The following is a 26552-nucleotide window of genomic DNA, read 5'->3' on the forward strand; positions in this document are numbered from 1 at the left end:
ATCGTCTCGCACGGCGGCCGAAACGAGCTGCTCCGACGAAGACGCAATGGCGCGTGTCCCCCCATCGATCGCCCGCACGGAGTAGCCTTTCACGCGTGCAACAACGATACCTTGCTCGTCGCAAAGATCGATATCTATCTTGTGTACCTTGCCGCTCGTATCGCCGCCCTTGCTCCAACGCACATACGCCCACAGCTCGGAGGAGCAGCGTCCGAAGACGGTAAGCTCTTCAAGAGCGAATGGCAGCAGCGGCTTCAGACCGGAATCTTCCTCCAAGGCGCCGCCCATGAGTCCGATCGCGGCTTGAAATGCCGCATCCCCCAAGCTTGGATGCAGAACGAACCGATCCAGCGAATGATCAACTGCGGAAGGGAGTACGAGCTTCGCCAACACTTGCCCTTCTCCCGCATATACGCAATCGATCGCCCGATGGGCATCGCCGTAATGAACGCCCATGCTTTGGAATGCCGAATAGCAGTCGTCCGCCGTCATCACACGGGAGCCGCACTTCTCCCGAAGCGCTGCCAGCTCCAGTACGGGAGCCGATTCGACAGCACTCCATTCCGCACGCCCTTGGCTATAAATGCGTTCGCCGCGTTCACCGCGCTGGCCTTCGCCATCACCTTCGCCTTGTCCGTATACCTCGAACGCAATGTCCCCGCTCTCTTCCGGGCGAAGCGCGATATGAACGTCTGTTATCCCTTCTCCCGCTGTACATGGCCGTACCCAGGTCACATCTTTCAGCCGCAGTCCCGCCGGTACACCTTCGCCCTGTCCGCTGGCTTGAGCCGTGGCGAACAAGGCCATTTCGAGCTGCGCAGCGCCCGGCAGCAACCGCTGTCCCCGAACGACGTGATCAGCAAAGATTTGTTCATCCCCTGTAAACCGCGAACTGTACCGCTGCTCCATAAAGTCGGACGTGTTGGTCTGGAGCAATGGATGCAGCATAGCGCCTCCTTGAAGCGAATACGGGCCTCCCGCAGAAGCGGTATCCGCATGGATAGCCGAGCTGTTCTCGCTCAGCTTCGGCGCCCAATACCGGTCCTTGGCGAATGGGTAAGCAGGGAGCGCAATCCGGCGCAGCGTCCGCTCTCCGTACATTTTGCTCCAGTCGACAGGCAGTCCTTGGACCCACATATCCGCCAGCTTCGCGACCTTTCCTTTGGCGAGCCATGCATCCACCGTATGCTGCATATCCTCGTCCATCATCATGAAGGTCGACGAGCCTGCGTTGCGCCGCCCTCGTCCGACGTATAGATCGTCGACCGTGCGGTCTCCTGCCAAATAAGCCGCAAGCTTGCTCTCGACCTCGCCCATCGATTCCACGAGGAGCGCGATCCGCTCTTCCATTGCTTCGCGTCCGGTCTGGAGGGTGTAGGCCATATTAGCCAGGTCCGCGTCGGACAGCTTTTGCTCCCGGATTGCGTCCAGGAGCAAGACTGCTCTATCACGGAGCCGTTCCTCATTCTTAGCGGATAACACGATGACAGCAGGAGCCGATGAAGCTGATGTTGTATCCAGTGACGCTTGGTTAGAAGGAATATATTCCTCCACCAATAAGTGCGCATTAGATCCGCCTGCACCGAAGGACGAAATGCCTGCCCGAAGCGGATATTCCCGCTCCAAGCCGTCCTCGCGCACGACCGGACGCTTCCATTCCGACAGCTCCTGCTGCACGACGAATGGCGTCGAGGAGAAGTCGATGTTCGGATTCAGCACGGAAGCATGCAAGGATGGCGCCAACTGCCGGTGCTTCAACTGCAGCAGCACTTTCGTCAAGCCGGCAATGCCGGCGGCGCTTTCGCAATGGCCGATGTTGGACTTAGCCGAGCCGATGGCGCAAAAGGATGGCTCGCCCGTATCCGCTTGGAACGCACCGGTTAATCCTGCGATTTCAATCGGATCGCCGAGCGACGTCCCGGTCCCGTGAGCCTCGATATAACTGATCGTCCTAGGGTCGATCCCCGCATCCTTCATCGCTTGCTTGATGACTTCGCCTTGGGCATTCGGATTCGGAACCGAATAACCGTTCGTTTTGCCGCCATGATTAATGGCACTGCCTTTGATTACGCCGTATACCCGGTCCCCGTCCGCAATCGCTTGGGACAACGGCTTCAACAGCACCGCGCCGACGCCTTCGCCGGGCACATAGCCGTCGCCGCCTTCGCCGAAGCTTTCGCACCGGCCTTTGCTTGAGACGAATTTCCCTTGCGCAAGCATCAAATATTTATTCGGATGGAGCGAGACATTGACGCCCCCGGCAATCGCTGCTCCGCACTCTCCCCGCTGAATGCTCTGACAAGCCAGATGGATGGCAGTGAGCGACGAGGAGCACATCGTATCCACGGCCATGCTCGGACCTTGGAAGTTATACCAATAGGACACCCGGTTCGCGATCGATGAAGGACTGCCCGCATAGGCGATTCTTCTGCCTTGAATCTGCTCTTGCGCCCCATACAGCTGGTATTCCTCATACATGACGCCGACATAAATGCCGACCGGAATCCGGCGGTTCTGCTTCCGGTCGAAAGCCACCGATTCCCGCGTATAGCCAGCGTCCTCTAACGTATGGTAAACGCATTGCATGAACATACGCTCCTGCGGATCCATCACTTCCGCTTCCAACGGAGAGATTTGGAAGAACAACGGATCGAACTGATCGATCCCGTCCAGGAAACCGCCCCATTTGCTGTAGGTGGTGCCCAGCTTGTTCTTATCCTCGTCGAAATAGAGCGAGTGATCCCAGCGGTCGCGCGGGATCTCCGTTATGCAATCGCGGCCGTCCCTGAGATTGTTCCAGTACTCCGCCACATTCGCCGCCCCAGGATAGCGTCCCGCTACACCGACGACGGCAATGTCGATTGGTCCGGCTGCAAGCTCTTGTTTCTTCGTTGTCTGCGGACGGTCGCTGGATGACGATTGAACGCGCGAACGGGACTGCCTTCCAGACGATAGCCGCATCGTCGCCTGCACCTTCGGCTCCGCTTGCGCCGATGCACCTCCGGCCGGGACTTCCGGACGTTGTCCGGCTGACAGCAGCTCCGTCAGCTTCGCACGGTGAGCCTTGAGGAAATGGTCCGTTAAGGCTGCAATGGTCTGGTATTCGAAGAACAACGTCTTGGACAACGAGCCGAATACCTTCTCCAGTTCTCCTGTCATATCCATGACCATAATCGAATCGATTCCGTACTTCTCCAGCGGGACATGCTCGTCGATCCGGTGGGCTGGCAGCTTAATGGCGGACGAAAGCAGCTTTTTGAAAAAGTGGACCGCCTGCTCCCTGGAAACTTCCGGCAAGACATCCGATGCAGACCGAAGCGCGGCTGCCTGTTCTTGGACCTGCTGCGGGGCTGGCATGCGTTCCGCCACATTGTCAGCCAATCGGCGAATCGTAAAATGTTCAAGCAGTTCTGCCGGAGCAACCTCTACACCGCATGTCTGGCTTATTTTCTCTGCTGCGGATTTCATCTGATGCGCGTCGATGCCGAATTCCGCCCACTCCGCGTCGACATGAATCTCATGGCCGGGAACGGTAAGCAAGCCGGATACCGCTTGTACGATTGCCGAGAGGGCTTTGTCCCGGCGGCCGTCTTTCACGTTCTCGTGCGAAGAAGCCAATGGCTGCGCGTGAACTTTGCCAGCAGTCGTTCCGGTCGTCAACTGACTCAAGGCATTACGCAATTCGGCAGTTTTGCCCTCCACGACCATCACTTGGCTCCGCCCCGAAGCGAGTGCCCGGTACAAGGCGGAGATGCCGCTCTCTGTCTGCAGCGGCACAAAGCCGTAAGCATCCCGCAATCTCCTTGCTGTGCTGTCGCTTACGCTCATCCCGCCGTCCTGCCACAGCGGCCAATTGACCGACAGCGTGCGCCCTTGGCGCTGTCCCGCATCTCTCAGTTCGCTCCGGTAAGCAGCGAACGCATCCATATAAGCATTGGCAGCCGCATAATCGGCTTGGCCGACATTCCCCATACTTCCGGCCGTCGATGAGAACAACACGAAGAAATCGAGTGCGAGATGCCGGGTCGCCTCATCCAAATAAGTTAAGCCGGCCACTTTCGGCGCCAGAACTTCTGCAAGCTCCTCTTTGCTTTTCTTCACGATCAAATTGTCGCGCGTCACCCCTGCGCCGTGGAAAATACCGTGCAGCCCGCCAAATTGCCCTTCGATGTCGCGAATGAGTCCAGATATGGCCTCCCGGTCGCTCGCATCTGCCTGCCGGTACACAACCCTGACGTCTTCGGAACGAAGCTGCCGAAGGCTGGATTCCTTGCTCTCGTTAAGCGGGGAACGGCCGGTCAGAACAATGGTCGAGTTCTTGGCCTGCCGGGACGCTTCTTGCGCGAAGAGCAGTCCAAGACCGCCCATGCCGCCGGTGATCAGATAGACGCCGCCGTCCCGCCATGGCATTGCCTCAACGGTATTGCTGCTTAGCAGTGCAAGCTCATTCCAGCGGTTAACGTACCTGCGGCCTTCCTGATACCGGATCTTCGTCTCCTGCGGGCTCCCGCCTTCGATGTGCAGCATCTCAGCCATATTCCTAGCGCTGACGCCGGTTTCTGCCTCGATAATTTGTACGGCAAGCTTCGGATTTTCCACCTTTGCGGTCTGCAGCATTCCAGCTAACCCCGCATGCAAGCGCTGGTCACCACGGCTTGGGATGACGATCTGCACCAATGCGGAACCGATAGACGAATCCTTCAGAATGCCTTGCAATTCTTCCAGCACTTGAGCCGCATATTGCCCGAACCGCAGGCCGGTTACCGTTTCCTCGGCATGCAGATCGCGGCAACGCCGGACAGCAGCGAGCGGCTTACCGCTCCAGCAGTCTTCCAGCTCGCTTGCTGTCCGTTCACATCCGCCTAGCATCACAAGATGAAGATCGAATGCATCTTTTACCGCCAAAAGCGTTGGATGACCGGCTTTTTGTTCCGTCCATACCGACTCGAGAAGCAGCGTCTCCGTCTCCGTTTCCGTCGTCCCTCTGGCGAACCCGCCGTCCAACGAACGAACAGCAAAGCCTCGTATGCTCACGCAAACACGGCCTTGTTCATCGCACACGTCGGCATCCAGGGTCTGTATGCCGCCGCTTCGTTGACCATCGCTGAAACGAATATAAGTCCACATCGCAGAGCGGCACTTCCCGAGCACTTCCACGCTATCTACGGCGAACGGAAGAAGGGGCCGGTCTGGCATGCCGCCTTCCTCCCCCATCAGCAGACCGAGTGATGCTTGCAGCGCCGAATCCAGCATGCCCGGATGAAGAACGAACGTTTCATCGTCTCCCCATACGGAATCGGGCACCTTCAGCTTGGCAAGCACTTGCCCTTCTCCCAAGTAAAGGTCCTCAAGCCCCCGGTGCGCCGGACCATAGCAAATGCCCATCGACTCGAAAGCGCGATAACATTCGGAAGAGGCTAAATGCCCTGCGGAGCATTGTGCTCGAACCGCTTCCAGATCCAGCACACGAGCCTCGGCGGTCGGCTCCAGCAGGAGTCGGCCTTGGCTGTACACGGCCGTTTCTTCTCCGGTTTCGGAGAATACCTCGAAGGATACAGAGCCGTCTTCCTCCGAATGCAGGGTGATATGGACTTGAACCGGCTCTTGGACTTGAGCGAGAGGGCGAGACCATGAGACGTGCCGAAGCCGGACGCCCGCCAATCCGTCCCGAAGCGATTGCCTTGCGGCAGCGTCCGCCGATTTCTCCAGCGCTGCTCGAGCCATTTCTAGGAAAGCTGCTCCCGGCATAATCCTCTGCCCGTTCACGACATGATCCTTGAAGTAAAACTCATTGCCCGAAAAGACGGACGTAAATTTCTGCTCGGCCAGATCGGACGTATTGTGCTGCAACAGCGGATGCACGATCGAATCGTTTAATCCGGTGCCCGGGGTCGCCGACTGGCTCGTGTTGGTTGCAATAACCGGAAGAGCGAACTTCTCCGAAGCGAAAGGATGTGTCGGCAGACCTGCCATCCGCCTTACCTTCTCTTTCCGTTGCAGACCAGACCAATCGATGCTGCTTCCGTTCGCCCAGAACTCCGCTAATTTTTTATATTTCCCGCTCTCCAGCAGCTGCTGAAGAAATTGCCGGCCCTCCGCCGTATCCGCAATATCGACGCCTTCCTTTTTGCCGGCCGTACCGACATAGCGGCCGGAAGCCGGGGCAAGCCGTTCCGCTGCTGCCTGCGCCAATTGCTTCGCCAGGCCTTCTACGCTGTCTGACACAATAGCAAGCCGATAAGGCATCGAGGTTCTGGCAACTTGATACGTATACAGGAAGCTGGCGAAGTCTGTTTCAGGATGCGACTCTAAATATGCAAGCACGGAGCCCGCATACTCCCGCAAGCTTTCCTCGCTAGACGCCGACAGGACGAACAATCCTTGTCCTTGGATCCTCTGCCGCTCATCTCTCGGCATGACTGCGGCATCATGCGCTTCGATGATAAGATGGGCGTTCGTGCCGCTGAAGCCGAACGAGCTGACGGCGGCGAGCCGCGACGACTTCGCATTGAGCGGCCAGTCGCGCAGACTGGTATTGACGAAGAAAGGGCTGTTGCCGAAATCGATATGTTCATTCTCCTTGTTGAAATGGATCGAAGGCGGCATCTGCTTATGTTTGAAGCTGAGCAGCACTTTAATTAAGCTGAGCACGCCGGCTGCGGCAGTCGTATGTCCGATGTTTGCTTTCAGAGAGCCGATCGCACAGTACCGCTTGTTAGACGTAAATTGGCTGAAGGCATGGCTCAGTGCATGGACCTCGACCGGATCGCCAAGCTTTGTTGCGGTTCCATGGGCTTCCGTATACTGAATATCCTCGACATTAATTCCGTGCCGCGTATACACCGATTGCTCCAACCGGCTCTGGGAGAGGAAGCTAGGCGCCGTAATGCCCGACGTTTGCCCGTCTTGATTCGTGCCGCTCCCCCGAATGACACCGTATATCGTATCGTTGTCGCGCTTGGCATCCTCGAGCCGCTTCAAAATAACAATCCCGACGCCGTCACCCACCACGATCCCGTCCGCTTCATTGTCGAATGGACGGCACTGTCCCGTAGGAGACAGCATGCCGGCATTGTTCATGAACAGAAACGCCCCCGGATGGGTATAAATCGTAATTCCGCCGGCAATGGCCATATCGATATCGCCGTTTCTCAACTTCTCGCAGGCAAGGTCGATGGCAACCAGCGAAGAAGAGCACGCCGTGTTGACCGCAAGCGACGGCCCTTTGAGATCCAGACAATAGGCAATGCGGGCCGCCATGATGCTAGTGTCGGTGCCGAGCATGGCGTGATGCGAATAATCCTGCACGGCGGGATATCCCATGGACCCGATGAACGTGCCGACCTGGCCGCCTGGCCGCGCATAGCCGGCGTCTTCCAGCGCTCTATAACATTCCTGCAGAACGATGCGCTGCGCCGCGTCCATAGCCTCCGCTTCCTTAGGCGATATATTAAAGAACAGCGGATCGAAGTTCTCGATCCCGTCCATGGCCCCATAACGCAGCGGAACAGGCGCGGAGGAGTGCGATTGCAGAAAAGCAAGCCAGTCCGGATCGTCGATCGGACGCGTGCAGTCTTTTCCTTGCGAGACCACTTCCCAGAACTCGTCTTGATTCGCGGCACCGGCGGTGCGGCATGAGAGCCCGACGACGGCGATTCCTCCCGAGACGGATCCAGCAGGATCCGCCTCCTTAGGAATGAACGGGTGTTGCTCCGTTCGTTTCTCGCGGGAAGACTCAAGAGATGAAATAACAACCGGCTCCGGCTCCATAACCGCAACCGAGTCCAATCCAGCAGCCTCCGGTTCCGCTTCCGGTCGAACGGGCGGCACGGGAACGCCCGCCTGCAGTTGATCGGCCACAAAAGCAGCCAACGCATCAAAATCGTGGCATGCGACAAGAATGCTCGTCGGCAGTGCCAGGTCGAACCGGACGTTGATCGCTTCTAGCAATTCGACCAAATTAACGGACGAAATGCCGAGCTCCTTCAACGACTCCGACTCCATCAGCTCCTCCCGGTCCAATCCGAGAGCCTGCTCGAACACGAGCGCCAAACTTTCTTTGACCATGTCCAGCCGTTCCTGTAACAGATCCGGCCTATTGCTAGAAATCATCCTGATTGCTCCCTTCTACAGCGTTGGAAGTGTTTCCCCAATTGCGCTGCCGACGCTCGGCGGATATGGAATCTGTCCGAGCCGCTTCATTTCCTCCAGCGCTTCTGCGTAAGGGGTTTTGTTCGCGAGCTTGCGCTCATTATGAGCTTTCAACTCCGACTCGCTCAGGAGCTTATTCTTACGGATCCTGAACAAGCAATAGCTGGTCCAACCCCGCTCTAGCGATACGGCATTATTGGCATAGCTTCGCAGAGAATCCCGGGCCACCGGCACCAAATGTTCCGTATTCCGCTCGCATTCGGGGTCGTATAAATAATTGGCGATCCAAGAAGAAACATCGACAATTTCCTCGATAGCCAGCCCGCAGCGTGATAAAACGCCAGCCCATTCCGGCGAAGTCGCGATGGCAATGCCAATGTCCGAATCGACGATTGGCCCGCGCAGATTCGCAATAAAATCCATTAGTACAATTTGGCCGTCATCCTGCAAGGAACCGGCGATATTCGAGAACACCGCTGCTTTATCCGGAATGTGGCAGCATACCTCGATCCCTATAACGAGATCGTAGCGGGACGGGAACTTGTCGACCGAGCTGTCCCGATGGAATATCTCTGCCCGGGAGCTTAGGTACATGCCTTCGATGCGCTTGTTGCCCAGCTCCGCCTGCCCCTCGGATATGGTATAGCCGTGCGTCCGGATGCCGGGATAGAGCGACGCGATTTGAATAACATCGGTTCCATGACCGCAGCCGATGTCCAGCACGGAACGAAGACGGCGGAAATCCGTCTTATAGAACAGCACCTGCCGCAGTTCCACCTGCTTCGCTTTGACCAGCGCCGCTTCTTCCGGATATTGATCCGGATTCAGCATCACTCTGCTCATCGAGAACCCGGGAATCCGGGACTCGAACGGGCAGAAAGTCAAATACTCTTCCTCGAAATCGGTCGTCCGGTCGGCTGCGTTAAACGAGTACAGCTCCGCTGCTTTGTTGCCTTCGTCGGCCTTCGACGGGCGTAAGCGATCAGCGGTTTTAGCAGCTTTCGGCACAGAATCAGTAAGGTCCGCCTTCGGCCAGCATTTTCTTTTCTTGAAAGGATACCCCGGCAATGAAACGATGCTCGCGCTTCCGGCCACGAACAGCTTGGCCCATGGAACCCGTCCTCCCTCGGCCCACATCGATGCGAGCCGCATAAGGTCTCGTTTCTCGAGTGCCGTTGCGACAGACTCTGCAGCTTCCGATGCAGACAGCGTCAAGCCGGCGTTCCCTTCGCTGGCAGCAGCCGCATGTTCGGCATATACAGCCGACTCACGCAGAAGCCCATCCGGCGAATCCGCAAGATAAGCTTCCAATTGAGTAATAAGCTGCTCCCTCGATGCCGTCACGATAGCTAGACGGGCTTTCATCGCCTCTCGGCCCACGCTCAGCGTATAGGCCAAATCACGCAATGTGACGCCCGCAGTACGGTTGTCCTGCAAATAATCCGCCAATTGCCGGGCGGCTGCTTGCAGGCGCTCAGCATTGTGTGCGGATAAGACAATGGCATGCGAGACTTGGTCATGATCCTCAGTGTTCCTGCCAACAGACGGAGGAATAAATTCTTCAATCACCGCATGCGCGTTAGTCCCGCTAATGCCGGTAGTCGATATCGCGCCAAGCCTTGGTCCGCCGGCCGACGCTCTCCATTCCTGCCGTTCGTTCGCGATATGAAACGGACTATTTCTGAGGTTGATCAATTCGCTTAACGACCCGAAGCCAGGCAACGGCAATATCGTCTTATGTTTCATCGCCATCAGCATGGCGATGAGGCTAACGACGCCAGAAGCCGCGAAAGTATGCCCGATAAGCGGCTTGACGGAGCCGATGGCGCAGTGCGCCTTCGCATCCGTGAACGATTGGAACGCATGGGAAAGAGCCCCGATTTCGATCGAATCTCCTATTTTTGCTCCAACGCTGTGGGCCATCAGGAATCCGATACGTTCGGGACGTATGCCGTTACGTTCATAAATTTGCTTAATCAGCTGCTCCTGGCTCAGCGGGCTCGGAGCAGAAATGCCGTTCGTCTGCCCGTCGTAATTCACGCCGCTTGCCGTAATAGTGCCGTAAATACGGTCGTTATCCGCGATTGCCTTCGACAGCGGCTTAAGCACGACGATGGCCACCGCCTCTCCCGGCACCAGCCCGTTGGCGCGCCGGTCGAATACGCTGCATGTGCCGTCTGGAGAAAGCATATTTGCTTTGCTAAGCCCGGCATACATGCGAGGCGAGACGGTCAAGCTGACTCCGCCCGCCACCGCCATGTCGCAATCGCCGCTTCGCAATGCTTGGCAAGCTTGATGCACGGCGACGAGCCCGGAAGAGCATGAGGCTGTCAACGTAAAATTCGGCCCCTTCAAGTCCAGCTTATAGGCGATCCGCGCCGACAGGGTCGCGTTCTGATTCGAGCTGATCTGGCCGGCCCCTCCGGTAACGTCCGCATACTGGCTCTCTTCCGCTCCGACGTACACCCCGCACATCGTGCCTCGTATCCGCTCGCCCATGTAGCCTGCATCCTCTAGAGCATGCCAGGCTTCCTCGAGGAACAGCCGCTGCTGAGGATCCATCAGCTCCGCTTCCTTCGGTGAAATCTCGAAGAACAGCGGATCGAACCGGTCAATATCCGAGACGAATCCTCCCCAACGGGAACTGCTTGCTCGGGGATCCTTCTGCGGATCGCCGTCGTAATTGCGCCAATCCCATCGTTCAGGCGGAATTTCGCTTATCGCGCTTTCCCCTGACTCCAGATTGCGCCAGAATGCTTCGATGTCGTTCGCGCCTGGGAACTGTCCGCTCATTCCGATAATGGCGATCGGCTCCGGTGCGAAGGCGGCAACGGCAGCCCTTTCGGATGGATGCACCGACAGCTCAGGAACGCCGGCCGATACGGAATACCCGCCGGTAAGAGGTTGCTCCGGTTTCGATACTGGTACTGGGCTTACTTGGGCTTGGACTTGCACTTCTTGGACTTGGCTCGCTGCCTCTTCCGCACGTCCGTAATAAGCCTGAATCGTCTCCGCATGGCTGGACATGAAGTACCCGATCAATTTCTCAATCGTCGGATAGCCGTAAAATAACGAAGGTCCGATGTCGATCCCGTATTGCTTGGACAGCAATGAAGCGAACTGCGTCAACGAGATCGAATCGAAGCCGAAATCAACCAAATTCTCCTCGATATCGAGTTTGTTCGGCGGGATATTAAGTAAGCTCTCGATATGCTCTTTTATATCCCGCTCCAAACATTTCTCCGCGTCAATCTCGCCGCCGACGGCTTGCGGGCCGTTGACCGAACAAACGAGCTCCACAGGAGCAGGAACAGGATGAGCAGCTGCGGCTGCGGAATCGGTCAAGCCCAGAAACCGCTCGATCCTTCCGCGGTCGCCCGCCAGCACCAAGTGCCGTTCTCCGGGCTGAACCATCAACCGGTCGAATAAAGCGAGCCCTTCGCCGATTTCCAGAAACCGCTGACCGCTCGCTTTTAGATACATGCCGCTTTGCTCTTCCTCTGCGAATCCCATGCCGCCGTCCCTCCATAGCGGCCAGCCGAGAGCTGCCGTATGGCCGTGACGCAGCCCCTGTTCCCGCAAAGCGTTCCGATAATTCGCAAACGCCATCTGAAACCGGTTGCCCGCGGCATAGTCGCATGAGCCGAAATCGCCTAATACTGCCGAGGACGAAGAGAATAAACTAAAGAAATCAAGCGGTTCCTCCCGCAGCAGCTCGTCCAGGGCAACCGTTCCTTCCGTCTTCGGCCGCAGCACCCGCCGGAACTCCTCCGCGTCCTTCTCCAGCACGCTTCGATTCACCTGAATGCCTGCTGCATGGACCGCACCGTTAATCGGGCCGAACCTAGCTTTGGCTCGGGCGAGCCCTTCCCTCATCCGAGGAAGATCGCACAAATCCGCCTGCACGTATTCCACACGGCTTCCCATCGCTTCCAGCGAGTCGATCTTCTTCCTTATGCCGTCATCCATAACCGAACGGCCGGTTAAGACGAGTTGAACCCGGTGCGTTCTTGCTGCGTGTTCGGCTAACAAATAGCCAAGCCCCCCGCAACCGCCCGTGATCAGGTAGGTTCCCCCAGCCTTCCATACCGGCCGCACAGAGGTTGCATCCGATGTCGGCCTAACCATACAGATACGCCTTTGACCTTCCGTATACAACACGTTCCGCAGGTTGGATGCCCGCAGCTCTGCGCCAATTCGTTCCGCCCATTCGCGCATGTCCGGTTCCTTGTCATGCAAGCCAGCCGCAGAGAGCAGCACCGTCATGGCCGTATTCGGCAGAACGTTCCGGAGCGAGCGTTGAATCCCGATCCATGATTCCGCGTAGCAGCGGTCAAGCTCATTCTCGAAGGCGGCTGCCGCAACCAGCGTCCGCGTATCGGATTTCGAAGAAGCGATCGCTTGAATCGTATCGATCAAGGCGGCCGGGTCGTGGATATGACTCGGATTTTCGAGCGGCCATAGATAGAGCACCGCATCGGCGCTTCCATACTTGCCAGCGATGTCGCGGAATGCCTCCTCTAATGAGGAACGGCCGCCGCCCTGGACATCATACCTATCCATGCCGAGACGTTGTCCGCTGTCCGCTTGTTCACTAATAAATACGAGCCTCGCCGAAGGCCAGACAGATTTCATCGCATCGGATAAAGCCTTTTGATTCCTAGGGTTCGAGAGTAAGCATGCCACCGTTCTCGGCGGAACCCGTTCAGCGCTGGCAGGCGCTAACGTCTCTTCCTGCCAGACTTCCTCGAACGTCATCGGTTCATCGTGAGCATGCGGCATCGCCGAGCCAACCGGAATCGGGTCTAATAGTCCGTCTCTCGAAACTTTCTGCCCGTCGACATCAAGGCTAGTTGCGGACGGGAAAGGACTGCCCGCCATCCAATACCGTTCCCTTGCGAACGGATAAGTCGGCAAGGAGAGTCTCCGCGGCTTAACGGACAAGCCGTCATACAGCCCGTTCCAGTCCACCTTCAACCCTTTGACCCATAAGTCGAGGAGCTTCCCGTATTTACCGCGCCGAATCCAATTCGCCATCGTCTCTTGCATGTCATCATCCGCAGTCAACGCTGCCAGCACGTCCTTGTTCGCCTTTACTTGCCCAAGGTACAGATCCGGCTGGTAGCCTTCTTCCTTCAAATAACTGCCAAGTCTCTGCTTCAGTTCCTCGATGGAGCCCGCCGTAAACGCTAAGCGCTCCTCCATCTCCTCGCGGCCGACCTGCAGAGTGAAAGCAATATTCGCAAGATCTGCATCCGTATAACCGTTCTTCTCTAATGCAGCGAGCAGACGGGAAGCCCGCTCCTTCAGCCGGTCTCCGTTTCTCGCCGACAGCACGACTAGCGCCGGCTGATGTACCGCAGCTTCTGTCCGTTCATCGATCCGGCCTTCCGCAATAAACTCTTCCACGATAAGGTGTGCGTTCGCTCCACCGGCACCAAAGGAGGAAATCCCCGCTCGACGAGGATACTCCTTGCGTATCCCGCCGATCTCGACAAGCGGCCGCTTCCATTCCGCAGCCTCCTGCTGAACGACGAAAGGAGTCTCGGCAAAAACAATGTTCGGATTCAATTCCCGTGCATGCAGAGTAGGTGCAATCATACGGTGCTTCAATTGAAGCAGCACCTTGGCCAGACCTGCCATGCCCGAAGCGCTTTCCGCATGGCCGATATTCGACTTCACCGATCCGATCGCACAGAACTGCTTATCAGACGTTTCAAGTTCGTACGCTTTGGTCAACCCGGCGATTTCGATCGGATCTCCCAGTGCCGTCCCCGTACCATGCGCTTCCACATACGAAATGGTTCGGGCCGGAACGCCGGAACGGCGCAGCGCTTCAGCGACCGCCGCATGCTGTGCGTCGGGATTAGGAACCGTATAACCGTTTGTTTTGCCTCCCGCAGTCAAAGCACTGCCCTTCAGAACACCATAAATATGATCGCCATCCGCAATGGCGGCTTCCAACGGCTTCAGCACGACCGAGCATACCGTCTCTCCGTCAACAAAGCCGTCCGCTTGAGCTCCGAACGCCCTGCACGTTTCACCGGCAGACAGCATCGTCGCTGCCGACAGCTTCAAGTAATGAACAGGATCGACAATCAAGTTCACGCCGCCCACGACGGCGCACTCGCTCATTCCGCTGTACAGGCTTTCCAAAGCCAGATGCACGGCTGTTAGCGATGATGAGCAGGCCGTATCGATAGCCATGCTTGGTCCTTGGAAGTTCATCAAGTAAGACACTCGATTGGCGATGGACCAGTAGCTGGCCCCTGTCGGGTAATTACCGTTCATCACCCCTACGAATACGCCGACCTTCCGGCTGCCGCTCAGGCTGGCTGGTGTATACCCTGCGTCTTCGATTGAAGCGTAAGCCGTTTCCAAAAACAATCGCTCCTGAGGGTCCATTTGGACCGCTTCCTTCGGCGATATACGGAAGAACATTGGATCGAAGGCATCGATATCTGGAATGAAGCCTCCCCATCTTGTATACATCGAGCCGTTCTTGCCCTTTTCTTCGTCGTAGAACTTCCGCCAGTCCCACCGTTCCTCCGGAATTTCGGAGATGCAGCTTCTTCCCTCTTTCACCTTGTCCCATAATTCATCTGTCCCGCCGCCCATCGGGAACCGGCCGGACAAACCGATGACCGCAACATCTCTCCCATACGGCTTCGGTACATCCGTTATGGAAGAGGAATGCTGCAGCTCTGACATCGCCGACCTCGAAACAAACCTTCCTTTGTTTCTTCCCGCAGGCTTGCGCGGACGATGCGTCTGAGCAGGCAATGAAAAGCCGGACGTGCTGCCTTCGGAAGCCGCGGTCGCCCCTGCCTTCACGTTCTCCATGCCGACCAGCTTCCGCAATTTCTCCTCCTGTGTCCGAATAAAATGCTCGACCAGCGAATCGATCGTCCGATGCTCGAAGAACAACGTGGAGGTGACGGAATCAAGCGTGCCGCGAAGCGCATCCGTCAGTTGAACGACGAGAATCGAATCGATGCCGTAGCTTTCGAGCGGCTCCGATGTGTCGATCCGGTGGCTTGGCAGCTTGAGCACTTCTCCGATTAGTCCTTTAAAATAGTTGCGGCTCCTCTCGCGCAGCAGTTCCTTCTCTTGCGGTACTGCTGCGGCGCGCGGACTCTCTGCCGCTTCCGGACGATAACTTGCGGAAGCCGCAGCCGCTTGAGCCTTCGCCTCACGGCGGTCCTCTGCTCTTGCGGCTGGTGCTGTCTTCACAACCTGCCTTGCGATTCCGTCGCTGTGCGCCGCAACGATCTGCTGCCCCCATTCATGAGCAGAGCTGGCCGGGAAGATGATTCGTTCGAAACCTTCTTCGGCAAGCACCGCATGCCAAGTATCCGGAGCCAACGCCGGACAACCCGCCACGCGCAGCGCTTCATCCTCGTACGTCCACCAGCCGTCGAGCAGCCCGAACGTAATATGCGTAAACAGATCGCTGCGGGTAATTTCGTTCAGCAGCAGAATGCCCCCGCTGCGCAGCAGCGCTTTGGCATTGCGCAGTACGGTACGGATGTCCCGAGTCGCATGCAGAACATTCGCCGCAATGACTACGTCATAGCTGCCGGCGGCGATCCCTTGCTCTTGAATTCCTTGCTCCGCATTGAAGATGTCATAAGTCAAAAACGGATATTGCGGACCATATTCCTTCTCCGCATGCAGAAGAAAGGCCCGCGAGAGATCCGTATAGGCGTACTCTTGAATCGAATCCCGATAAGGCTGCAGCTTGCGCAGCACCTCACAGCTCGTACCGCCTGTGCCTGCGCCGATTTCCAGTATTCGGACCTTTGCAGCCGGGTTATGCCGTATTCGCTGCTCCAAGTAAGCGTATGCCGTATCCGCTAGCACCTCATTGAAGTAATCCGCATGCGAATTATGTTTGTAGATTCCTTCGACCAGACTCATCGAGGAGTTCGGGAACATCACATCCGTTGCTGGGCGCCTGCCGCTTACGATATCCGGCAGACCGTGCAGCATCGTCTCCGCAAGCACAACCCGTGCCTTTAATCCTTCGGCGTTCAGCCAATCCTTCTTGCGCTCGTCCCACTCTTGCCAGAGAGCATCCTCCGACTCCCAAGGCATATCGTTCAACGGGTCAGTTGCTCCCCAATGTTTCGCTAAGAGCGTAACGCTTGCTTCCATCCATTTGGCGAACATCGCTTTGTCCTGCACGCCATGCTCCGCCCCGCTTATGATTGTCCGAAGCCGCATGAGCAGCAGACGCGCAATGAGACGTTCGATCTCACTCGCAGCCGGATCGCCGAGCGCTTTGGCTTTCCGATTCCGCAATTCTCTCTTATCATCAAGCATAAGATTAAAAATGACGGCGTCGCGCGACGAGAACTCCGGTGCAGGATAGACCGAAACGGCTTGCTGAATATCGATGATTCCCGACAGCCCGGGGTTAGCGGTTCTGATGAGCGCCATCTGATTCGCCGGGCCTGCGAGCAACTCCTCGAGCGCCTCCATCGCTTCCGGCGGTTCGATCGAGCCGATCCCTCTCTGCGCCATGCGTTCCCGGTATTCCGGAGAAGCGACGGCCCCTGTGCTGCCCCAGTAGCCCCAGTTCATCACTTTGACCGCGCATGGCCATGCCCCTGCCAAATAACCGGCATACGCATCCTTAAACGCGCAGCCTGCGCTGTAATTGCTTTGTCCTGCGGATCGCGCAAACGCATTGACGGAAGAGAAGAACAGCACAAAGTCGAGCGGCTCGTTCCGGAACACCTGTCCGATCCGTACGGAAACGTCAACTTTGGCGGATAACGCCGCTTCGAACCGCTCTTCGTCCATGTTCGCGAGCGACTGGTCCAACAGAACGAGCGCCGCATGCACGACGCCATTAATGCGGGCGTGGCGCTGCTTGATGGCCAGATAAGCACGCTGAAGCGACTGCACGTCAGTCGCGTCGGCAGCTATATATTCGGGAGCCGTCCCTGCAGCCGCAAGCCGGTCGATGTGAGCTTGAATACCGGCATCTTTCTCCCGTCTGCCGATCCATATGATCTTGGCCTGGTAAGTCCGAATCATATATTCGCTCCAGACTTGACCGATGCCGCCGGCGCCTCCGATCACCACATACACGCCGCCTGGTCTGCAAAGAGTCGGTTCCGATGCAGCTTCCCGGATCGGGACGAGCTTCTGCGTATGCCACTCGCCTGTACGATAAACCCACGAGTTTCCTTGCGGATCAGACGGAAGCTCGAATAAGCTGGATAGCGGCGTCTCCTTGTCCGCTTCCAGATCCGCCACGCGAATCCGCCAGCTTGGATATTCTTTCGCTATCGCGCCCGCCAGTCCGTGGACGCTGGCATGGGCGGTTCTCAACCGGTCATGGGAATAGATCTGCAGCGCCTCCACCGTCACCAGTGTCCATTCCAGCGTCAGTCTGCCATACTCCAATAGCTGAAGCGCCTTAATGAGGCGGAATACTTGCAGTACCCCGCGCTCCTGCTCTTCGATCCACGCCTCGTCGGCAGCAGATTCAATCGGATCCTCCGGCGCGATCCATATGATGTGCCTTACCGGGCCTATCGCCTCTAACCGCAGAGCGATGACATCCTCTGTATCGCCATGCGCAAGTTCCAGCGAAGAAGCATCGGCCCAATGCCGCAGCATCTGTTCCCGCAGTTCCCCGGCGGATCCAATGACCAATATGCCGCCAGCGCTGTCTGCTGCTGCGCCTAACTTCCTCTCAGGCTTAACCGTGTTCCAGACCGGCAGCAACCGTAACGTTTCCATCTGCGGCTTGGCCGCTAGCGGCCGCGCTTCTCCCTGATGCTGCCCAATCCCCGCAGCCTCGGCTTTGCGAACGGTAAACCCTCTTAATCGAGCACAAACCTTCCCCTGCCGGTCGCACAAATCGAGATCGAATTTCTCGACGCTCCCGCCGATCGAACTCCCTTCGCTATAACGCACATAAGCCATCATCCGGGATGAGCAGGTTCCGGTCACTTCAAGCTCATCCAGTGCAAAAGGCAAATAAAGCCCGCTGGCATCTCTCCCTATGTCCGCTTCAGCCAGACGCAGTCCAATCGATGCTTGCAGCGCGGAATCAAGCAGGCTCGGATGCAGCACGTACCGGTCTTCTGTCTCAGCAAGAAAATCCGGTAAGGAAAGCTCCGCCAGCACTTGGCCACCGCCGACGCTGAGCCGCTCGATGCCCTGGTGGCCCGGGCCATACTCGATCCCCAATAAACGGAAGCTGTCATATACGCCAGCCGCATCGAACGATTGGAGTCGGCCATGATCATACAACGCGTCCAGATCGAGGACTGGGGCCTCTTCGGCAGCGTACAGTTCTGCACAGCCGCTGCTGTACAGGATTACCGGGCCTTCTTCCTCATTACCGTATATATCAAAATAAATCTCCTCTCCCTCGCCCGGCGTAAGTCCGATATGCACTTGAGCCGACTGCGTTCCCGCTGTGAGAGGACGAAGCCACGTCACGTCCGTCAGCCGGATTGCCGACGGCCCTTCCGTCAAGCATGCTGCCGCATCGCTAACCGCAGCCCTTGCCATCTCCAGAAAAGCGGCGGCTGGCAGCAGCGACTGACCGCCGACGGCATGATCGGCCAAGAAAAACTCGGCTCCCGTAAATGCCGAAGTGTACCGCTGTTCGGCCATATCCGACGTATTGGCGTGCAAGAGCGGATGCAGATAATCCGTCTTGGCATCATGATTCGCTGTGCCGCCATCATGCTGTTCGCTGGCGATCCAGTACCTTTCCCTAGCAAAAGGATAAGAAGGAAGCCGCATTCTCTTTGGAACGGTACCGGCGTCGGAGTAAAGCCGGGACCAATCAATGGCGTAGCCTTTTACCCACAGCTCGAGAAGCTTGTCGTACTTTCCTTTCGCTATCCAATTGCCTACCGCTGCAGCCATGTCCTCATCTTGGGCGATGAGAGTCAGCATTTCCTTATTGCGTTTCACTCCGTCCCGGTGGAAGGATTGGAGATCTGCATGTTCCTCTACGTAAGCATTCAGTATCCGTACGGCATCTGCCATCGTGTCCGCCTGCAGTGCCAGACGCTCCTCCATCGCTTCGCGTCCGACTTGAAGCGTATAGGCTATATTCGGCAAATCCGCATCCGTATATGATTCGTTGCGAATAGCCTCAAGCAGACGCTGCGCCTGCTCGCGAAGCCGCTCATCGGTTCTCGCGGACAGCAGAAGGAGTGCCGGACGCGCAGGGTAAACCGCTGGGCGATCCTGCATCCCTTTCGAAATAGCCGGCTCGGATGGAACGTACTCCTGAATGACAATATGGGCATTGGATCCGCCCGCGCCGAACGATGATAGGCCAGCAGTCCGAGGATAAGCCTTCGTCTCGCCGTCAAGATTAAGCACCGGCCGGTTCCATTCCGTCAACTCCCGTTGGACGGCAAACGGCGTCTGAGCGAAATCGATATTCGGATTCAGCTCTTCCGCATGCAGGGAAGGGACAAGCTGGCCGTACCGGAGCTGCAGAAGCACTTTGGTCAACCCGGCGATTCCCGCTGCGCTTTCGGAATGGCCAATGTTCGACTTAACGGATCCGATAGCGCAAAATTGTTTGTCCTGCGTATAGGTCTCGAAACCTTTGGCTAACCCGGCAATTTCAATCGGATCCCCTAGGGAAGTTCCTGTTCCGTGAGCTTCCACGTACGACACGGTTCTGGCATCGACTCCCGCCTCGCGCAACGCTTTGCCGATGACCTCCGCTTGAGCATTCGGGTTCGGAACGGTATACCCGTTTACTTTGCCGCCATGATTGACGGCCGTTCCTTTGATGACCCCGTAGATCGGGTCTCCATCGGCGACCGCCTTATGAAGCGGCTTCAACAGGACAGCGCCGACTCCCTCGCCCGGCACGTAGCCGTCGCCGCCAAGTCCGAAGCTTTCGCATCGGCCCTTGCTCGATACAAACTGCCCTTGCTCCAGCAAAATATATTTGTTCGGATGGACCGAAACATTGACGCCTCCGGCGACGGCCAGCTCGCATTCGCCCTGCCGCAAGCTTTGACAAGCCAAGTGAATCGCGGTCAAAGAGGACGAACACATCGTCGCAACCGCCATGCTCGGGCCATGAAAATTGCAATAATAAGAGACCCGGTTAGCGATGGAAGCCGAGTTGCCCGAAAGCGCCACGGATCTTCCCTGCAACTGCTCGCGAACGCCATAGAGCTGATACTCCTCGTACATGACTCCGACATATACGCCGACGCTGCTCGTATGATGAGAACCGCAAGCACCGCTTAGACCGCGCACGTAACCTGCATCCTCCATCGCCTCGTAGACGCGCTCCAGAAACAGCCGTTCTTGCGGGTCCATCGTTTCCGCTTCGCGCGGCGAGATGTTGAAGAACTGAGGATCGAATTCGTCGACGCCGTCGATAAAACCGCCCCAGCGTCTGGCGCCTCCTCCCTCATTCCCATTGCGACGGCGGCTGTCATCCCAGCGCGACTTCGGAATTTCTGTAATGCCGTCTTTCCCTTGCTTCAATACCTGCCAGAACTCGTCCATTCCGCGAGCTCCGGGATAACGGCCTGATAAGCCGATAACGGCGATATCCGTCTGGGGAGCGGATGGTCTCGTTTCTTCAACCTCATGAGACAGGTTCCCGCGGCGCGTGAACCTGCTGTTCGCCCGGGAGCGAGATACGAGCACGTTGGGCGGCGAAGGATCCCGCTTCTCCTTAGCAGCTTGTTGATTGTTCGGAGTACCGAAACGGGCTAATAGCTTATGCTCGTATGACCGAATCAAATATTCCGCCAATTCCTTCAGATTCCGGTATTCGAACAACAGCGTCTTCGGCATAGTGCCGAACGTTTTCTCCATTTCGCCCGTAAGCTGCATAGCTACAATCGAATCCATCCCATATTCCTCTAAGGAAGTTTCGGCATCGATCCGGTTCATTGGCAGTTTCGTCACTTCGGACAACAGCTTAATGAGATACCGAACCGTGTTGCTGCGCAATGCTTCCTGTTCTTCCGTAATAGCCGTCCCCGAATGAGGCTCGGAATTGGAATGGACGAAACGGTCCGACCCAATCGGAGAACCGTCTACATACTCCTCACGAAGACGGGGAGGGTTCCCCTCCAGCACCAGTACATGGTCCTTCTGCGATGACCATGCCCGGTACAAAGCCTGCATCCCGGATTCCGTCCGCAGCGGAATTAACCCTTTGCTTCCGAGAAGCATTTCCTCCGTCTTCGCATCCGGTCTCATCCCGCCTTCCTCCCACAACGGCCAGCCCACCGACAGCATGCGGCCATTGCGCAAACCGGAACGATAAAGCTCATTGCGGTATTGGGCATAGGCATCCATGAATGCGTTCGCGGCCGAGTAATCCGCCTGACCGGGATTTCCTAGACTGCCCGCCGCCGAAGAGAACGCGATGACGAAGTCGAGCGGCATGTCCTTGCTGGCTTCATCCAGATAAACGAGACCGTCCACCTTCGGAGCCAGCACCTCTTGCAGCTCCTCAGCCGTTTTGCGGATCAGCATACGGTCGCGAGTCAATCCCGCGCTGTGTATGATGCCGCTTAACTCGCCATGCTCGGTGCGGATACTTTCCATGAGTCGGTAAACCGCAGCACGGTCGGTTACATCAGTCTTCTCGTAGCGGATGCGCGCACCGTTTCCGCGCAGCTCTCGAAGCTCTGTTTCCTTCGCTTCGTTCAGATCGGAGCGGCCCGTTAGCACCACAACCGCTTGGTTGACGGAACGTATAATTTCCCCGGAAATAATGAGTCCGAGTCCGCCCGCTCCGCCGGTAATCAGATAGACGCCTCCGTCCTTCCACGGCATCGGAGACGGTTGTTCGCGGCTTTCTTCGATGGCCTCCCTGCGGATGGCAACGAAACGTTGGCCAGCTTCATAGCGGATATGGTCATGAAGCGAATCCGTGCTGTCCTGCTCCAGCTTGCGCACGATGGAATCGGATGGCTCCCCAGACTCGAACTCGATTAACTGCACCGCAATTGTAGGGTTTTCAAGCCGCATCGTTCTCAGCATGCCGAACAGTCCGGCGTACAACCGGTTTTCCCCGTGACTGGATACCGCCAACTGAATCAACGGACCATTCTCCGACGAACTCCGATGGATGCCCTGAAGGAATCCGAGCAACTCAACTGCGGCGTCGCGGAAGTGTGCTGCCGCACTAGCCGAATCATTATGTAAAGCGATGCAATCAACCCCGTGAAGCTTGGATTGAAGCTCAGCGGGTTCACATAGCTCTTGCCCGCCTAGCAGCACAATGCGATTAACGTCTCGGTCCGCTGCCGGAAGCTCGCCATCGGCTGCCGCTTGATCCCATTCCTTGTGCAGCAACAAGGTCACGGGTGATGGTGTCCTTGTTACTGCCAACGATTGCAGATCCAGTGCGCGAACGGTCAAGCCTTTCAATTGAACGAGTACGTTGCCCTGTTCATCGCTCATATCCAGATCAAACTTAAGCACCGGCGCATTCGCCTTGCTTCCTTGGCTGTAGCGAATCCATACCCACATCCGCGAAACGCAAGCAGCATGGAGCACCAGTTCCTCAAGCGCGAAGGGGACAAGCGGCGTACCCGATGCACCTGCTCCTGCCGGATCAAGTCCTATGCACGCTTGCAGTGCTGCGTCCATCAAACCCGGGTGCAGGACATAAGCATTCGTACCGGACGATGATGCCGGATCAATAGGCAGCGCCAGCTCGGCAAGCGCTTGGCCAGTGCCTTGGCACAGCCGTTCTACCCCTTGGTGGGAAGGGCCGTATTCGATCCCCATCGACCGGAACATCGCGTATAAGGCATCCGCGCTTATGCTAGAATCCGAGCATTCCGTGCGCAGCCGGTCCAGATCGAGACTCGGGACCTCTTCCGTGCCAGCTGTAAGAACGGCACTGCCTTGACTGTAGACGACTGGCTCCCCGCCAGGCGCCGAGCTGTATATTTCGTACGAAATTTCATGATCCGTTTCAGGGAAAAGCGAGATATAAACGCTTTCCGATCCCTCGCCAACAACAAGCGGATTGGACCAAACAAGATGCTTGAGTCGAATGCCCTGCTGCCCCCCTGGCAGCTCGCCAGCAGACAACGCTACGGCAGCCCGAGCCATCTCGATATATGCTGTACCAGGGAGCATCCGCTGTCCATTCACGAGATGATCCGCTAAGAAGGACTCCCGGCCGGTAAAGCTTGAACGGAAACGCTGCTCCCGGAAATCCGATACGTTCTGATGAAGCAGCGGATGAATGACGGCCGCGGCGGCTGGCATGGACGCTTGATCGCCGGTTGCCGGCACCCAGTACCGCTCTCTTGCGAAAGGGTAGGCAGGCAGACTCATCCTCTGCGGCATAGATCCGCGGTACAACCCTTTCCAATCGATCTCCTGGCCTTGCAACCATGCGCGGGCAGCAGATTCCAAGCTCTCTGCCTCCGCTGCCGTTTCTTGCCGGATGCTGTCCCCATTGGATGGCGCTCTGCCTGACCATCCGCAGCCCAGCTCCTCATCTCCCCCAGCTAACTTCTCCAAGCCTGCAAGCAGTTCTTGGACGTTCCGAACCAGGAAGACGGCTCGTTCCTCCATCGCTTCCCGTCCGATCTGAAGCGTGTAAGCGAGCGAATTCAGATCAACTTCACGTGCAGCCTGAGCGGACTGCAAGTAGTTAGCCAGCCGAACGGCATATGCCTGCAGCCGATCTTTATTTTTCGCGGACAGCGGCACCAACACCGAACAACCGTCGCTATCAACGGATGGATCAGGAGTACGATTCTCCCTAACGGATGCCGGAATATATTCTTCAAGAAGCAAATGGGCGTTAGAGCCGGTTGCCCCGAAGGAGCTGATGCCCGCTCGCCTTGGCAAGGTTGTCTCCTTGCCATCGACGGCAACGATAGGCCGCTGCCATGGCTCCAACCGCTTCTGCACATAAAAAGGCGACTGCTCGAACCCGATATGCGGATTAAGCTGCTCGGCGTGCAGCGACGGTACCAGCATGCCGTGATGGAGCTGCAAAATCACTTTCTGCAGTCCGCAAATGCCCGCAGCCGACTCCGCATGGCCGATATTCGATTTCACCGAGCCGATCGAGCAAAATTGGACATCGTTCGTATGCGCCCGGAAAGCTTTAACGAGTCCGTCCATCTCAATCGGATCGCCGAGCGGCGTGCCGGTCCCGTGCGCCTCGATATAGGAAACGGAACGCGCATCGATACCCGCCTTCTCGAAACATTCGCCGATCAAGTCAGCCTGCGCCACGGGGCTCGGCACCGTAATGCCGCTCGCCGTTCCGCCGTGATTGATCATGCTGCCTTTGAGTACGGCATAGATATGGTCCCCGTCCTCGATCGCTTTGTCCAGCGGCTTAAGCAGCACTGCGCCCACGCCTTCGCCCGATACGTAACCGTCGCCCCCGCTGCCGAACGTCCGGCAGCGGCCGTCGCTGGACTGCATGTCCATCAAGCCGTATGTTGCATATTTAGCCGGATGCAGCGACAGATTGACCCCGCCTGCCAATGCGGCCTCGCATTCTCCGCTTCGAATGCTCTCCATGGCCAGATGGACGGCTGTAAGCGATGAGGAACATACCGTGTCGACGGCAATGCTCGGGCCGTGGAAATTGCAAAAATACGACACGCGGTTCGCGATGGGAGCATTGTTCAGCGACACTGGGAACGGATGCCCTTGCGCCGCCGCTTCCGCTCCGAGCAGCGCGTAATCCTTATGCATCACGCCGGCGAACACACCAATGCGCCTGCGCTTGTGCGGTCCCGCCGGTGCCGCCAAAGTGCCGGGGGTGTACCCCGCATCTTCGATCGTTGCCCAGCAGGTTTCCAGAAACAACCGTTCCTGCGGATCCAGCGTCTCCGCTTCCCGCGGCGTAATTCTAAAAAATTGCGGATCGAAGCAATCCGGGCCGTCGATAAATCCGCCCCAGCGGGACATCTTCTTCCCCGACGGGGAACGAAGCGTCTCAAGCCGTTCCGATGACCAGCGCGAAGCGGGCACCTCACGGATACAATCCTTGCCGGCCTTCAAATTCGTCCAGAACGCTTCGAGATCGGCTGCCTCCGGATATCGCCCGGCCATGCCGATGACCGCAATGTCGCCGCTTCGAACGGGAACAGACGCTGAGGGCGCTGCGGACGCTGCCTTATCGGCTGCAGCGGAACGCATGCCGCTATCTTGCTCAACTGCATAACGTTCTTCCGATTCCTTCTGAGCAGAAGCAAAGCTCTCTGGATAAGCGGATGCCAAATATTCGGCCAGTTGAACGATCGTCGCATACTCGAATAACAGCGTCGGCGCGACCGGAGTCCCGATGCGGGTCTCCACGGCCTTGGCTACCGCCAACAGGTTGGCTGAATCGAGCCCCATTTCGTAATAACCCGCCCGTATATGGATGTCCTTCTCCTCTCGATTGACCCGCTCTGCGATCAGCTGCCGTAAGAACAATCGTGCTCCTGCTACAGCAGGGCGTAAGGCTTCCATCGCATCTGCCGACGCAGGTAAGGAAGAATCCCGTGGCAACGACGGAGCACTAGCTTTCTCCGTGTTCACCGCCTCCACATCACGGACAAGCTTCATCGCAAAGTTCTCCAGCTCGCCGATCTTACGTCCTTCGCTATTAAAATACTCCAGAGTAAGCGACACGACTTCGCCCTGTACTTGCACCGACGAACGTTTCATTCGAGCGATACAGCCCGATTGAATCGGCTCGGAAGCACGGAAGGCCTCGTAGCATACCGGAAGAAACAGCTGCTGATCCTCAGCCATTACCGTAAATAGTGCTCCGGCCCCGACGCAGCTGCCGTCGAGCAATGCCGGATGGAACAGGAAGAAATCCGCTTCCCCGAGATGATCCCCAGCCACGGTAAGGTCGAGCAGAATCGAATCGGCATCGTCGAACAGCCTTCCGGCAGTCTGCATAAAGCCAGAGTGGACGAGCCCGTGAGTCCGGCAATGTTCGTATACCGCCTCCATATCCGTCGAAGTGCGGGCGGAAGTGCGGATTCGGTCCGCATCGATCGAACTTTCGAACCCGATCGGCGGGCAGCTGTACATCTCGGCGGTCATGAATGGAGCCGAGATCCCTTCATCTGTCCTGCTTCCTCCTTCATCCACCCGGATCTGCCAATGTCCCGGCTGCATCTCGGCGCAATGAAGCTCCAGCAGCATCTCCTCGTTCTCCCGAATGGTTGCGGGACGATAGATGGTCACATGGCGCAGTTCGAGCTCCGAGCAAGCATATCCCCGTTCCCTGAACCATTGGTAACATAGATCGATATAAGCCAATCCCGGCAGCATACCGCGGCCCATCACCTGATGATGGGCCAGGATCGGATGATTGCTGTGAAAGCGAAATTCGGTCTTCACAGGGCGATTCCCCTCCCGTCTTGTTCTGTTGTCGTCCTATTCGG

1 protein-coding gene and 2 pseudogenes are annotated in these 26552 nt (G+C 57.3%); all 3 read right to left on the minus strand.

The features are described from left to right. Positions 1–72 precede the first annotated feature (72 nt). Positions 73–3291 (minus strand): annotated as a pseudogene (locus tag PKO01S_RS29865) (beta-ketoacyl synthase N-terminal-like domain-containing protein); the annotation flags it as partial. A gap of 93 nt (positions 3292–3384) precedes the next feature. After that, positions 3385–8112: pseudogene (locus tag PKO01S_RS29870) on the minus strand (SDR family NAD(P)-dependent oxidoreductase); the annotation flags it as partial. A 15-nt stretch (positions 8113–8127) separates the two neighbouring features. Beyond that, the gene (locus tag PKO01S_RS05095) at positions 8128–26508 is read right to left on the minus strand and encodes an SDR family NAD(P)-dependent oxidoreductase (RefSeq protein WP_127530233.1); all 18381 of its coding nucleotides are present in this window, start codon (positions 26506–26508) and stop codon (positions 8128–8130) included. Positions 26509–26552: the final 44 nt, after the last annotated feature.

It is taken from the genome of Paenibacillus kobensis NBRC 15729, from assembly GCF_004000825.1.
GTDB lineage: Bacteria > Bacillota > Bacilli > Paenibacillales > Paenibacillaceae > Paenibacillus_T > Paenibacillus_T kobensis.